The 14,395-nt window shown below is 49.0% G+C and carries 15 protein-coding genes; 4 read left to right on the top strand and 11 right to left on the bottom strand.

Features of this window, described 5'->3' with window-relative positions; all coding sequences use genetic code 11:
• Nucleotides 1–43: 43 nt before the first annotated feature.
• Complete coding sequence (locus LRP50_RS13925; RefSeq protein ID WP_274165070.1) at nucleotides 44–526, bottom strand: YehS family protein; 483 nt, start codon at nucleotides 524–526, stop codon at nucleotides 44–46.
• Between the two features lie 278 nt (nucleotides 527–804).
• On the opposite strand from LRP50_RS13925, the gene LRP50_RS13920 reads away from it, so the two are divergent.
• Complete coding sequence (locus tag LRP50_RS13920) at nucleotides 805–1,143, top strand: hypothetical protein (protein ID WP_274165069.1); 339 nt, start codon at nucleotides 805–807, stop codon at nucleotides 1,141–1,143.
• Nucleotides 1,144–1,222: 79 nt separating this feature from the next.
• On the opposite strand, the gene LRP50_RS13915 is transcribed toward LRP50_RS13920, so the two are convergent.
• The 8 genes from LRP50_RS13915 to LRP50_RS13880 all read right to left on the bottom strand — a co-directional run bounded on the left by LRP50_RS13915 (nucleotide 1,223) and on the right by LRP50_RS13880 (nucleotide 9,310).
• Complete coding sequence (locus LRP50_RS13915; RefSeq protein WP_274165068.1) at nucleotides 1,223–2,041, bottom strand: outer membrane lipoprotein-sorting protein; 819 nt, start codon at nucleotides 2,039–2,041, stop codon at nucleotides 1,223–1,225.
• A 1-nt stretch (nucleotide 2,042) separates the two neighbouring features.
• Complete coding sequence (locus LRP50_RS13910) at nucleotides 2,043–4,397, bottom strand: efflux RND transporter permease subunit (protein WP_274165067.1); 2,355 nt, start codon at nucleotides 4,395–4,397, stop codon at nucleotides 2,043–2,045.
• Nucleotides 4,390–5,445 (bottom strand): NAD-dependent epimerase/dehydratase family protein, encoded by a 1,056-nt coding sequence (locus LRP50_RS13905; RefSeq protein WP_274165066.1) that lies wholly within the window; start codon nucleotides 5,443–5,445, stop codon nucleotides 4,390–4,392. Before LRP50_RS13905 ends, LRP50_RS13910 begins: the two co-directional genes overlap by 8 nt.
• A gap of 132 nt (nucleotides 5,446–5,577) precedes the next feature.
• Entirely contained in the window at nucleotides 5,578–6,384 is an 807-nt protein-coding gene (locus LRP50_RS13900) for a ferritin-like domain-containing protein (RefSeq protein ID WP_274165065.1), read from the bottom strand.
• A gap of 12 nt (nucleotides 6,385–6,396) precedes the next feature.
• Entirely contained in the window at nucleotides 6,397–6,861 is a 465-nt protein-coding gene (locus tag LRP50_RS13895; protein ID WP_274165064.1) for an OsmC family protein, read from the bottom strand.
• Nucleotides 6,852–7,742: an ATP-binding cassette domain-containing protein gene (locus LRP50_RS13890; protein ID WP_274165063.1), complete on the bottom strand. Its 891-nt coding sequence runs from the start codon at nucleotides 7,740–7,742 to the stop codon at nucleotides 6,852–6,854. Before LRP50_RS13890 ends, LRP50_RS13895 begins: the two co-directional genes overlap by 10 nt.
• Nucleotides 7,743–7,761: 19 nt before the next feature.
• Entirely contained in the window at nucleotides 7,762–8,601 is an 840-nt protein-coding gene (locus tag LRP50_RS13885; protein WP_274165062.1) for a transporter substrate-binding domain-containing protein, read from the bottom strand.
• A 13-nt stretch (nucleotides 8,602–8,614) separates the two neighbouring features.
• Entirely contained in the window at nucleotides 8,615–9,310 is a 696-nt protein-coding gene (locus LRP50_RS13880; RefSeq protein ID WP_274165061.1) for a hypothetical protein, read from the bottom strand.
• Between the two features lie 301 nt (nucleotides 9,311–9,611).
• Here LRP50_RS13880 and LRP50_RS13875 point away from each other — a divergent pair, with 301 nt between their 5' ends.
• Nucleotides 9,612–9,956: an ArsR/SmtB family transcription factor gene (locus tag LRP50_RS13875; RefSeq protein ID WP_274165060.1), complete on the top strand. Its 345-nt coding sequence runs from the start codon at nucleotides 9,612–9,614 to the stop codon at nucleotides 9,954–9,956.
• A 15-nt stretch (nucleotides 9,957–9,971) separates the two neighbouring features.
• Here the strand turns inward: LRP50_RS13875 and LRP50_RS13870 are convergent, their stop codons facing one another.
• Both LRP50_RS13870 and LRP50_RS13865 read right to left on the bottom strand, forming a co-directional pair.
• On the bottom strand, nucleotides 9,972–10,658 hold the full coding sequence (locus tag LRP50_RS13870) for a hypothetical protein (protein WP_274165059.1): 687 nt from the start codon (nucleotides 10,656–10,658) through the stop codon (nucleotides 9,972–9,974).
• 20 nt (nucleotides 10,659–10,678) lie between these two features.
• Complete coding sequence (locus LRP50_RS13865; protein WP_274165058.1) at nucleotides 10,679–11,704, bottom strand: permease; 1,026 nt, start codon at nucleotides 11,702–11,704, stop codon at nucleotides 10,679–10,681.
• Nucleotides 11,705–11,827: 123 nt separating this feature from the next.
• Here LRP50_RS13865 and LRP50_RS13860 point away from each other — a divergent pair, with 123 nt between their 5' ends.
• Together LRP50_RS13860 and LRP50_RS13855 are read left to right on the top strand one after the other, a co-directional pair.
• Nucleotides 11,828–13,039 (top strand): hypothetical protein, encoded by a 1,212-nt coding sequence (locus LRP50_RS13860; RefSeq protein ID WP_274165057.1) that lies wholly within the window; start codon nucleotides 11,828–11,830, stop codon nucleotides 13,037–13,039.
• Nucleotides 13,040–13,232: 193 nt separating this feature from the next.
• Nucleotides 13,233–14,381 (top strand): iron-containing alcohol dehydrogenase, encoded by a 1,149-nt coding sequence (locus LRP50_RS13855; protein WP_274165056.1) that lies wholly within the window; start codon nucleotides 13,233–13,235, stop codon nucleotides 14,379–14,381.
• Nucleotides 14,382–14,395: the final 14 nt, after the last annotated feature.

Genomic DNA, 14,395 nt, shown 5'->3' with positions numbered 1-14,395 from the left:
TACCAACGGTTTACTCAGCGATTCTCATGACAAGGTCACACGATTACTCAGCGTATTCAGTCACATCGTCTGGGCGCAGTTGACGCTGAACACCCGTCAAGAAATTACGTAGAATCTGGTCTTTACATTCACGGTAATGCTTGTTGTCCGGCTTACGGAAAAACGCACTCAGTTCATGCTTGCTAATGTTGAAGTTCACCAGCGCCAAGATGTCTAAAATATCTTCGGCTTTAAGATTCAACGCAATACGAAGCTTTTGGAACACCATGTTGTTGCTCAAACGTGCTTCTGGTTTAGGTTGTTCGCCTTCGCGCTTGCCGCGTTTTAGGTTGATCAGGCCGTTCAAGAACGAAGACAGTTCAACAGCGTTCATCTTAACGAACGCCGCGTCTTCATCTTTCTTCAACCAAGCAACCACTTGGTCTTGCGTCACGGTAACGTCAGCAAGAGCAAAAATTTCAACGACTGCTTTATCTTTAAAATCAAACGCGTAGCGAATACGACGCAAAATATCATTATTGGTCAAAACGAATCCTAGTGTTAGGTAATCCAGTGTAATCAACACGACTTACTGGAGAGGCGAGAAGTGTAACAGAAATCACATTTCTTCCCAATTGATAGTTGTGCCCACCAAGATCTGGTCGCTCCCCGATCTTGCATCGCGCTATTCACGTATCTTGCTCTGCTTACTCGCGAAGGCGCTGTGCTTGAAGCACGTGAACGATGGACAAAACCAGCATGGCTTCCGATTGTGGTTTATGCTTTTTTAAACCGTATGCACACAATCACTTTGGAGCCTTTTGTATGGGAAACACGTCTTCAGTACCTGACAACATGAAATTAAGCGTAATTTGTCGCCTTGAACCCGGCTGCTTGGGGCCACAAGGCGCAGACAAAATTGATGATTTCTGTCAGTACATTACGCAAGAGATGCAGGCACTGAATACCGACCACATCGCACTTGATGTTGTACCCCGAAATGACAAAAGTCTTCCTGAGATGCAGTTCAACGTACTCGGAAAGAAAATGACCCAAGACCAAGCCGCAAAATACCTTTCGAGCTTGGATCATAGTTTGGACGACTTTGAGACCGCACTAGAAAGCAAGCTCGAAGCACTTATCGACCAATACATGGGCCATTAAAACACCATTTTCCTGGTCGATACGCACTGCTGCAATAAAGGTCAGTTATTGCTTGTTGCTAACCTTCGAATCACCAGTGCTAGCGAGACAGGGCCTGTAATCGCTGGCTTTTAAAGTCGTTCTTTTTGAGCGTTTCACCAAACTGATAATTCGACCACTTCATTACCGTTCTTCTGCCGTTTAGCGCATTTTCCATATCCAGCGTCAGTGGACGCCAACGCCCGTTATCCGGCAAAGTATAATCTGACAGCAGTAGCGTTTTTTCATGAACACCATGACGATTGTAGAAAACAACCTTCTGAGCCCGATTCTCTTCCGTGTCTACCCAAATCACGCGTTTGGTGTAGCCCGAGTTCTTGTTTTTGGGATAGGTTTCTATCACCTCACACGTCAAACCACTGTTTGGACAAGGCTCTGTCGCGAGCCATTGGTAGGTGTATTCATCCACTTCCTGTTTCGCGAGATCTTCATAAGAAAACTCAGATGACACGAATTTCCCCGAAACATTGGAGCTAGAAATACGCTTAGTACGGGACGCTGCGGGCAGATACAACCATTGGTTATCGTCAACGGGCTCGGTTCTCGCATGGGTGAGCAGCGCAATGCCTCTCATGTCACCGGGGGATTCAAACACCAGCACATTGTATTCCGAGGGAGAGTTATCTAAGTCTTCCAACGTCAGGCTACGAAACGAGCGCTTCACTTCGCGATTACCCAAATAGAGCACCATTTCTCCATCGGCACTAGAAGTGCCATAACCAGAATAGGATTGATCCATTTTCTCAGCGATTTCACGCCCTTTTTCCGCGTTATTGTCTGCCGCCATCAATGAAGACGTAAACAGCAATGGCGACGAAAACAAAAGCGCTGACAGTGCAAAAGGAATTGTCTTTTCCATGCTAAACCTCCTGAGCCGTGTGTCGTTGAAATGCATGATTCACCGTAATCAGCAGCGCGGGGATAAACAGAAAATCGTAAAGCAATGCCACAATCACCACGCCAAGCGCTAACAAACCAAGGTTGGCGTTAATGGCGAAACTCGATGTCGCCATGACCGCGAAACCCAAAGCAATCACCACGGTTGTGGTGATCAGCGCAAGCCCCACGCCCGAGTACACATCGACCACCGCTTGCTCCACCGAAGCCCCCTGTTTTCGCGACTCCTGATATTTCGTCAAAATATACACAGTGTCATCAACCACGATCCCCATGACCATGGCCCCCACCACAGAGACCGCCAAGTTGATCTCGCCGACAAAATAGCCCCAAATTCCCAACACGATCATGATAGGAAGCAAATTAGGGATCAGGCTGAATATCCCCATCGTCCAAGAACGCCAAGCCAGTAACAGCAAGAACGAGATGGTAACGATGGTGGTTAAATTACCCAATAGCATGGACATGCTGTTTCGTTCAGACACATATGCAAAAGCCAGCGACAGTCCCGTGCCCGACGTTCCGGCAAGCAGTGGCGCGTTCTGTTGCATCCAATCCTCTGCCGCCTTTTCTATCTCAATGGTTTCCGCTGAAGACAAGTTATCCGTCATCACTGACAATCGAGACGAGACATAATCTGGCGTGACGCGGTCAGTGAGGCTGTGCCCGTATGGCGCAGATATTTCATAAGTAGTTAAAAGCTGCGACGAGAGATACGGGTCGTCGGCAAGCGTTGGCGCATCAAGGTTATTAAAGGCTTGATTCAATCTTGCTAAATGGTCAGGCAGCGCGATAACAGCATTCACATGGGGCTGCTGACGAAGCCACTGCGCGAAGGCGTCTACTTGTTCCAAATAAGCCAAATCCGCGACGGTCTTACCGGTTGGCGCGTCAAAGGAGTATTCAATCAACCCCATGCCGCCCCAATGTTCCTGCACGCTATCTGTCTGACCACGGAATGCATTGCGATCATCAAAGTACTCGACAAAGTTGTCATTGAAGGTGATCAACTGCAAACCAAGCAAGGCAGTAACCCCTAGCGATCCGAACACAAACAAGATCCAACGTGCATTCACACAAACGCGTTCAGCCAGCCGTCCAAAATGCACATTAGGCAAACGAGGTAATGGCTTTTTACGACGAGATAACCACGCTTGCAGCACCACAGGTGTAATGGTGAGGTTAACCACCAGGCTGGTTAGCACCCCCAACGCTGCGATAGTGCCTAGTTCGCCAAACGGCACAACATCAGAAAAGTTAAGGCTGATAAAGCCCACAAACGTCGTGAGATTGGTGAGCGACAGAGGCACAACGTTGTATGCCATCGCAGCAAGAATAATGGTCTGGGGGTTTGAGTTTGGCATCGTATGGCGTAACTGATACGTCTTCGTCAGAATGTGCACCACATTGGCGACCGCCAACACAAGGATGATCAACGGTGCTGCCCCAGATGCAGTATTGAGCTGAATACCCGCCCACGCCACCGCGCCGACGGAAGCAAGAATGCTGAGAAGGATCACCATCAACGCAATCAAAGGCGGCACGAACGCGCGAAATAATGCGCCGATCAGCACTAAAACCAACACAATCATGATGGGAACCAGTGACCCCGAATCATTGTCGCTGGCTTCGTTGAGCGCATAATCCAACATCACTAAGCCTGTCAGATAGATTTGATAATCCGGGTATTTTTCAAGATACGTTTGTTGAAGTTCACGCGCATGCAGCGCCACTTTTTTTACGGCCAACAAGTCTTGGCTGGACATGGCAACCGTTAAAAATACTGTGGTGGCATTGCCCTCTTTCGCTACCAAGTTACCGATAACGTCAGGCCGTTCCTCAAAAAATCGAGACAAGGTCTCCTGCGTTTCAGCGCTCTCTTCTTCCCCAGTCATGACCAAATCGTCAACAATCATTCCGCCGCCATCTGCATCGGCAACAGGGTCAATGAAGTTCACCAAGGAGGTCACTTTTCTCGCGTAAGGGGATTGCCACAACTCATCGGTCAATGCACGCACGAGCGACAACGTTTTGGGGCTAGTGGCGGATTCTCCCTCTGGGGGAACCACCACAAACATGACGTTTTCGTCTTTGGAATAGTTAGCTTCTAGTTCATCCAAAGCCACTTTTTCTGGAGAACCCACAGCAAGAAATACACGTGCCGAGTTATTCACTTCCAGCGTTGCCAATCCCCCAGCAAGCGCGAATATCGCGCCCAACACAATGATCAGCGTGAGCTTGGGACGGGCAAGTACGGATGAAACCAACCGAATGAGAAACTGCTCAAAACTCGATACTTTGGTGGTCACATTATTCATTAAACACTCGTCCTTTGTTTTCGTTGTACAACCACATGTAATGCGCCTGACACACACCGATACTTGGCAGTAGCGCCTCGGCAAATGGCAATCCTTGAGCCTTCATTGCATTGATGGTGGAGCGATCAAAAGTCCATTTTCTGCTCGCAATTTCCAAGTTAGTGCGACAAAACGCATTAAACGCACGCACTCTCGGCGACAAACCGCGGTAATCGAGGGTGTCATTACTCGCTGCCCATTCAAGCTGTTCAGGCTGACCAATTTCTTGAAATAGCAACGACCACAAATCTTCCATGGTGGGCGCTAACGTGGAATCTGATACCAGATTGATGATGTTGTTATCGATTGGATGGCGGAGCACAAAGCGCATCACTTCAATGAGCGCATCTTGATGCAGGAAATTCATCTGCCCATCGGGGCAAGCAAGCCGCATCACATCGATTTTTTCCGGAAGTAACCGCTTGGCGCCATCCCACAGTTGGTATATACCGTAGCGCTTTCCCGCGTAGTGTCCGGTGCGACTATCACCAATCACAACGGAAGGGCGAATGATCAGGTAGTTGAGGCCAGATTCCGCTACCTGACGCTCAGCATTACGTTTGGTTTTGGTATAAAGCGTTGGGTCGTCCCCTTCATCCCCATAAACTCGCTCTTCAATTTGACCGTCGCTGACGGCTGGGGCAAAGGCGGTGGAAATGTAGATGTGTTTCTCAATCCCTTTGGCTTTCGATTGCGCCAATATCCAGCGCGTGAGTTCTACATTAACCGCTTGAAGATTTTCTTCGTTGAAGTATTCCACCGAGCCAATGCAGTTAATCACCATGTCCACACCGACAACCTCAGGTGCATCAAACAATGTGTCATTGAAACACACGGTATCGAACAGGGCTTCCAGCTCACTGTCACTCAGTGTTAGCGCTTCCTCAGATGCTGCTAACGTATCCTTTGCGAGATGCACAATGTCCTTTTTCAACGACTCAAAGGAGTCTGGGCTTCGCGAAGCCAGAACAATTTGGTGATTCGCTTCCATTAAAATGGCCGCTGACACCAAGCGCCCCACTTAACCATTTGCACCGAGAACTAGAATACGCATGCACATTCATCCTTGTTAATGTCTTGCAAATCAATATTGGGCCAAGTTTGAGTTGGGCGAAGCATAAGCTTCGCCCGAGTTTCGCCATCAATGGCAGCAACTGATCCCTGAGATATCGTCTTTGTTTTTCGGTTGCCATTTAGAAGGGTCATCGTCCACGAGCGATGAAAACAATGGGGCAACACGATTCGGATCTAATCCAATGCGATCGATTTTCTCCATATAAGTATCAATAGCGTCGATACGCAGTTGATCCAAATCTTGCTCGATCACACCCAGCGACACCGTAGAACACTTGATTTTCAGCTGGTCACAGAGGCTAAAGCAGTTGTAATTCACCATGCTCATCATGGCTGGCATCACTGCTTTGTGTGCCATCTCAAACGCACGGTGAACGTCTTCCGCATCGTTATCGAGCATGCGATGAATTTGGTCGACACCGTGCTGCAAGTGAGCCACTTCTTCAAGGTAGATACTGGCAGCAAGACTACGCGTATGTTTGTCCGTGTTGCGTTGCAGGGCGGTGTAAGCCACGGTAGCGAAGGTTTCAACCATGATGTCCTGCGCGATGATACAGGCAGTCAAATCCCCTTCTCTGGCACGCTCTTTCACAAAACGGCCAATCTCTTTCCACTGAGGCTCAACCATGCCCTTCATGGTTGGGAAATCGACATGCGCCGCGAGTTTTGAAAGCGCATTAACATGGCCACCCTCATCTCTCGCTTGCTTAACCACATGGATTTTTTCATCCACGTCATCAATCAAGGGGACCATAGTGGTGTAATTGTTCACCGCCATGATCTCGCCAGAGATCGTATTGGTGACCACATAAGCCAGAAGATCTTTATACGCTTGGCTCTGAACGCGTTGGGTTTCAGTAAGAATGTTTGACACTTAATCTCTCCTTCATGTCCATTCAACAGTGACGTTGATAGGGAAAGCCGGAGACAAAGAAGCAGAGACAGTGCAGTGCTTTTTGAAATTCCGCTCTATGGAAGCGCGATTTTGACTGCTGAGTTTTCCGCCGTCATTCGCCCTTATCGTCACATTGATTTCACGGATGCGGGGGTATCCCTCATCGCCTTTATGCACTGTGATTTGCGCATCCGTCACGATGCAGCCTTCCTCAGTGTTTGCGCCATGAAAGCGCATATGTTCGAGCAACGACGCCGATAGACAGTGCCCAACCGCACTTCCCAGCAAGGCTGGCGTAGACGGTCCGCTGTTATTGCCAACAGGATCCGGCTCGTCACTCATATAAGGGTCGCCCGCCTGATTGCCATGCTCACTGGCGACGTTTTTAAACAGGTAATCCGTTTGATAAGTCAGTTGCACATCGAACAGCCTGACATCTTGCGACTTTAGTTCCATACACTTGCATTCCTTGTTGGTTTAAGAGCGTCAGATTTCGACATCTCTACGGTTTGAGGCAGGTCTTGCGGCAAGTCTCTTGGTGTGGAGCTTGGCAAGTCTTTTGGCAAGAAATTACACACATCCACAGAGGTCACCACGCCAGCGTCCATTTCGACTTTGGCGGAGCAGGCTTCCAAGCATTCACCCAAACGGTGAGATGCCATCAGAATCGTGGTTCCCGCTTGCTGTCGCTCCAATAGCAAGCGATTCACAATGCGGGCATTGGCTTCATCGAGCGCCGACAATGGTTCGTCCATCAACAGAAGATCAGGATCGCCCACCAAAGCGCGCGCGATAGATATGCGCTGTTGTTGACCGCCCGATAACTCACTCGGGAACCGGAGGGCAAAACGGGCTACGTCGAGCGCCTCCATCACCAGCAACGCTTTGTCATGTTTTTCCTGCGTCGTGCATTTCTCACGGCACTCAAAGCCCATACAGACATTTTCAAGCGCCGTGAGTTGATCGAACAAAGCAGGCGTCTGAAACACGGTTCCCGTTCGCGTGCCCGGGCAGCACTCCCATTTACGCCCCCAGCAATCTACAGGAACGCCAAATTTCAACGCCTGCCCACTCGAGAGCGGCGTCAGGTTGTTCAACACGCTCAGTAAGGTGGATTTTCCGCAACCACTAGGGCCGACCAGCATGTACCACGCACCCGCAGGTACAGTGAGGTTGACGCCATTTAGCACGGACACATTTTCTTTTTCCGTATCGCGAGCAAACCATTGCCCCCAAAAATGCGTTCCGGTTGGCGGCGAGATCTCCACCTTGGCATCGGTCAGACACAAAGCGGGTTGCGACGGATCTGGGATACACAAGCTGCGATCAATCAACATACTTACTCCTCCTTTCGCCTTAGCCGCCCGGCCATACTTCGATGCGGTTATCGAGGGGCACAGGGGTGTCACTATCTGGTCCGAACCAGCGGTTATAAATAGGGAGATATTCACCACTGGATTCGATCTGCTGAAGAGCATGGTTGATGGCATCACGCATTTTGCTGTCGTTCTCAATAACACCGAGACCATCTTGTTTCATGCCAATGGCTTCCCCACTTAAAACGATAAGCTCAGGGTTTGGTTTCGCATAATTCGCCAGCACTTCGGCATCTTCCGCCCAACCTGCGATCTTCCCGGAAAGCACAGCATTCATGGCAATCTGTTTGTTACCAAACTCAATGATGTCCTCTTCATTGACTTCATAGCCGTTCTTCTCAAGCCACTTTTTCCAATTGCCAATGGAGTGACTGCCTCGGTTCATACCGACTTTTTTCCCCACGAGATCTTTTAGGTTTTTCGCACCGTCTTTTCGCACCAGAAATGTCTGGGCTGACCAAAAGTAGGTTTGCGAAAAATCCACCGCATCATCACGCTTCCACGTGTGACTCATGGACGCAGCAGCCATATCAATCTTGCCGTTTTGCAAATAGGTAATTCGGGTAATTTCATCAACAGGGACGCGCTTCATTTTCACGCCCAGTTTCTCAGCAACAGCGTTGGCTATATCCACATCGAAGCCAACCCAATCACCTTGTTCATTGATAAACGAATGCGGTGGGTTGTCCTGACGGATACCCACGACGAGCTCTCCACGATCCTTAACACGATCGATAACAGAGGTATTTTCTTGTGCCTGAGCAGAGGTAAAGGCACCTATTAACACTGCAAAGATGAATCCCAAAGCCATACGGAACATAAACTCTCCTTCGTTAATGCGTTACGTTGTTGATGCGTGACGTTGCTCGGTCGTGAGACCGAAAAACGGAGTGGCGCAGCCTATCTCCAACAAAATTCAGGAGCTGCACATTGAAAAAATAGAGCGCGGAGCAAATCGCGAAGATCGTCAGCCAATCGGATAGTTGGTATGCGCGGCTTGCCAACAGATTGGTGAGCGCACTGAGTTCGAGTAACCCAATAAGAATGACGATGCTGGTGTCCTTAAACAGCGAGACAAAGTGGGTGTGCATCGCCAGAAAACTCTTTTTGAACACCCAATGCGCTCGTAATCGCGCATATCTTGCGATGATCCCAATCTTCAGCACGCTTTCGACACGCTCTAAACTCTCGGGATAGAGGTGAATGTATTTGGCGAATATCGGAACAAGATGAGACATGGAATAGAGGGTGAGCGCCATGATCCCTTTCGCCGACGCGTCGAGAGGCAAAAAATAATCAATGGTAAAAATGATCACTAAGGGAGGGATACCTCTCACCAGTGCAAAACATGCACCTGACGTGGAGTGCAGCACCAATTTTTTACTGCAAAGGCACACCAGCAAATAAGACAAAGGAACAGAAAAACAGAGGGTGACAAGAAACAAACACCACGTCAGAACCAGCCCGCCTGGTTGAGCGTGCGGAAGACCAAATAACATCTTTTGAGCAATATCAAAGCTGCCTTCCATCTAGCTAAACCTCCTGCCGACTACTGAATCCGTAATCAAATTAGCACTGAGTCACACGTCCATATTTTCATATATTCATTATATCAAGATATACAGATATTTTGATTTCATTTATGAGAACGTTAAGAATGGTTACTGGCATCAATGGGTTATGAAACTGTGTGTTTTCTTTGGTGGCGTGTTAATATTCAGTTATCTACACCTCCGATGTGTTTAGAAAACTGACCTACGCGGCATCAAAATAGAGCGTAAAAACAGATGCTTGAATGAACCCTATAAAACGACACAATCTATAAAAACTATGAATTCAGAAGAATCAGCAAAAACATTCGCCGCGTTAGCGCAAGAGACAAGACTGGATGTATTCAGGCTTTTAATTAAAGCCGGAGAGAAGGGATTGTCATCAGGGGAAATTGCAGACAAACTCGGTATTCGACAGAACACGATGTCGACTAACCTGTCCATTTTGTACAATGCGAAACTGGTGCGCAGGAAGCGCGAAGGAAGAACCATTCGTTACTTTGTGAACATGGATACCATTGGGTTACTTCTTACCTTTTTGCTAGAACACTGCTGCGGTCAAGAACAAGACATGGTGACGGATCTCGTTGGCAAACTCCAAGAAGGCTTCGTCCAGTCATCTTGACATTCTGTTGTAGCGTCACCTCGTCAACAATCGCTTGGCGAGCACATTACCCGCAACGTGTATCGCCGTCCCCAACAGCACAAAAAGCAACGTCGCAAACGTCAGGTAAGGGATCACCTTGGCTGTTTCGATCACGCCAGTTCGCATTGCGGCAAAAATACCCGCAATCGGAAACATCGAAATAAATGCCGTGTTATGTAAGTGGTGAACCAGCCTCGCAGACACCGTAGGGATCAGTGCTGGTGCACACTCAAAGAAAATCAGCCTGACTTTCGCAAACGCACCAAGGTGCAGAGTTTCCATGTAATCAATAGTATCTTGTTTGATCGTAGAAATGGCCGCTTCGATGATCCTCGCCAAATGGCCTGAACTGGAAAACGCCAAACCCACGATAATAAAACTCGCTGCCAAGCCAAATCCATAAGCCACGCCAGGAATAAAGCCTTCTACATCAATCCCTGAAAAATAGGGAGCTAGGCCAAGGTTGCCCATCAAAAGCACAAACAAGACTGTTGGCACACCGCGAGAGACTTCGATAAGAAACTCAGAAATGGCCGAAAGCAGCGGATAGCCACTTCGGCTGAACAGCACATACACAATGGCAAATAGCAGACTCAACACGGCTGAGGTCGTGAAAAAGAATACCGTCGTGGCGACAGGGCTCACAAACGAGGCCAAGAATGCCATCCAATCTTCTGTCATCTCGTTATCTACTTATCTACTTATGACCAAAGTTGATAAATCACGCCCCAAGCAAACGAACCAACCAACGCGACACCCACGTAGAACATCACGATCTGAATACGCGCTACCGCTACCACCGCAATCATCGCGGGAATGGAAGTAATCCCCCCAGCGATCAAAAAGGCCATGCCCGCGCCGGGTTGCATGCCTTTGTTAATCAATTCCGCCACCAAAGGCACTGCCACATAGCCATTTACATAAGCAGGCACACCAATCACAGTGGCCCACAAAATAGGGGCTTGAGTATCACCACCAAACGACCCTGCAACCCACTCTGTTGGCACATAAGCAACCAACAAGCTCTCTAACAAGAAAGCCAACGCCAGCCATTTCATCAACAGCATCATGATGTGGGTGGTTTTTTCTATAAACACCTCTTGTCGCGCCTTCTCATGCCAAAAACGCCAAACTGGTTTCTCTTGCGCGACAAGCTTTGTGGCATCTCCAGTCACCGAAGGTTTCAACGGGTTAAGCAAATACCCCGCCGCCTGCGCAAAGTAAACCGCCCAGCCCGCAGCTAACCCGAGCACAATCGCACCGAGTGCTTTCATGGTCGCAAACTCCCAGCTCACAATACCTGCTGTGAGCAGGTACATCATGGGGTCGATCACTGGGCTAGCAATCCAAAATGCCATCACAGGCGCAAGTGGCACGCCCATCGCCAACATGGCGGCAATCAAAGGAATCACGCCACACGAACAGAACGGTGATAACGCACCAAACATGGCAGCCGTAAGAATAACGACACTTTGACGCCCCTGAAGCGCCCCCGCAATCAAGCTATCAGCCTGCGTGGCAGAAACGTACGCATAGATGAGTGAAGATGCCAAAATAAACGGGATGATAAGAACGAAGGTGTTACCCATAAACACGATGGAAACAGCAAGCTGCTGCGGATCAAACACCGCAATGGCAAGCAAGGACAGGAGAAACGCTGTCCATACGGGTTCTAGAAATGTTCGGTTGTAACCAAAGTTAATGAGCCCCGACACGATACTCGACATATGTAATCCCTCTCGATTTCCCTTTTCAGCGCGAAGCACTTAGTATTCAATATATCAAGAATAGTTGATATTAAGTAATCGAACGCGATGAAAATGATGGCAACGCTCAATAATGAGAAGGGAATGAGCATGGATGTGGAACGCCAGATGCCAAATACAAGGAAGGTTTTCCTGTTGATCAGCGCCATGCTACTCACCACTCACGCGGGGGCAACAGCGCCAACCGGAGAGATCTCTTTTAGCTATCGCCATCACTGGGAATCACTCCCTAACTTACCGAGCAACCAAACAGACATGGCGGTGATTCCACGCTTTGTTATCGATGGGCCTTACGAGACAACCTGGATCATCGAACCTGCGCTCAGAGCGCGAAGCGATGCCGCAGACACTATTGAGTTTGACCCCTACAAAACCCAACTACGCACCTACACGGATAATTTTGATATCACCGCGGGGTATGACGTGGTGTTTTGGGGAGCAACTGAAGGGGCGCAAATTCTTGATATTCTCAACCAGCGCGACTTAGGCGCGGACTTCGATGGCGACGTCAAACTGGGCCAGCCACTGTTAAGTTTAACCAGCAGCCTTGGCGACGGGTTAGCCACCTTTTACTACCTCCCCTACACCCCAAAAAGACGGTTTCGCGATAATAGCGAACGCCTAACTGCTGGCTTCGACATCAATGAAAACAGTGCGCAATGGCTTGATCATCAAGACGCGTATTACCCCGGCTTTGCAGGGCGCTATGCCCTCACAGCAAGCAGCATGGACATTGCACTCATTGGCTTTCATGGTGTGAACCGCTCCCCCGCATTTATTCCACAGGCAGGGCAGTTTTCACCGGTTTATAGCGTTGCTACCCAAGTGGGCGTTGACGTGCAATGGGTGAGCGAGGATTTACTTACAAAACTGGAAGTGCTGAACGTTTCGGATGCACCCACAATTTATGGCCGTTTTGACACCGCAACGCAGTGGGTGATCTCAGCGGAATACAGCTTCTACAGCGTGTTTGACACAATTGCTGATATTCGAATGATCGCCGAATACAGTGACAATAGCCTTGGCGACAGGCTACTTTCACTCTATCAACACGACGTGTTAATGGCGATTCACACCTCTTTCAATGACGTCGACTCCACCAGCCTAAGCGTGTCGTGGCTTCATGATCTCGACAGTTATTCAAACCTCATCGACATATCGCTCACTCATCGTCTCAACGACAACATCGAGCTCGAAGCGTCACTCTACGAGTTATCATCAATGGCTTCTCGTGACTTTTTCTTTGGCTTAGAACCGGATAGCTTTGGGGAAATCACACTCACCTATTACTTTTGAACGCCGTATCTCTAGGCTTTTCACCGTACCCAAGCGCGACTCTCCGCCTGCGTATTTATTAAACAATACAAACTACTTACCGATAAATAGGCAAACAATAGGGAGGAATCTTCTATTACTGCGTTAGCAGTAGAGACTATGATAAGCGCAGGATATCGTTCTGGCACTTGCCAAGAAAAGCATGAGGCTCACAATGCAATTTACCTATTCCAACCCAGCAACCATTCACTTCGGCCAAGGCCAAATCGCTGCTATTACCAGCGAAATTCCCGCGCAAAGCAAAGTGCTCGTGATTTATGGTGGCGGGTCTATTAAGAAAAACGGCGTTTACGATCAGGTCAGTGAAGCACTGAAAGATCATACTTGGCTCGATTTCTCAGGCGTAGAGCCAAATCCAACCAAAGAAACCTTGGACAAAGCGGTTGCCATTGCCAAACAAGAAGGCATTGATTTCATCTTGGCAGTGGGCGGTGGCTCTGTTGTCGATGGCTCCAAATACGTGGCAGCCGCCGCAAAATATGATGGCGACGGCTGGGACATTCTCACTGGTAAATACGCCATTAAAAGTGCGCTCCCACTTGGCGCGATTCTCACACTGCCAGCAACAGGCTCTGAGTCCAATTCCGCAGCGGTGATCACCAAAGCAGAAACCCAAGACAAACTGCCCTTCATGCACCCAAGCGTTCGCCCTGTTTTTTCAGTGCTTGACCCTGACGTGATGAAAACCCTGCCAGAACGCCAACTGGTGAACGGCATAGCTGATGCTTGGGTTCACACCTGCGAGCAGTACATCACGCGCCCAACAGGCACCATGGTACAAGACGGCTATGCAGAAACCCTGCTACGCACATTGAAAACCTTGGGTGAGCAATTTGACGACCGCGACAACGACGCATGGCGTAAAAACCTGATGTTTAGTGCCAACCAAGCCTTGTTTGGTCTGATTGGTAGTGGCGTACTGCACGATTGGGCAACGCACATGATAGGCCATGAACTCACAGCGTTGTGGAACGTTGACCACGCCCGCTCACTCACCATTATTCAGCCATCACTGCTGCGCAACCAAATCGAATACAAACGCGCCAAGCTAGAACAAATGGGTCGTAATGTCTTTGGTCTAGCAGACAGCGATGATTTGGCAGAACGCACCATTGATGCCATTGAAGCCTTCTACAACCAACTCGGCTTAGAAACCCAATTCACTGCGCACGGCACGGACAAAGCAACCGCCATTAACGCAGTCATTGCTCAGCTCACCAAACATGGCATGACAGCACTGGGCGAGAACCAAGCCATTACCCTAGAAACTAGCCGCGAGATCCTCGAAAACGCCATCGCGTAAGCGAAGATACTGGT

Origin of the sequence: Enterovibrio gelatinilyticus, assembly GCF_028683095.1 — a bacterium.
Taxonomy (GTDB): domain Bacteria; phylum Pseudomonadota; class Gammaproteobacteria; order Enterobacterales; family Vibrionaceae; genus Enterovibrio; species Enterovibrio gelatinilyticus.
This window is presented reverse-complemented; position numbering and strand designations above follow the sequence as displayed.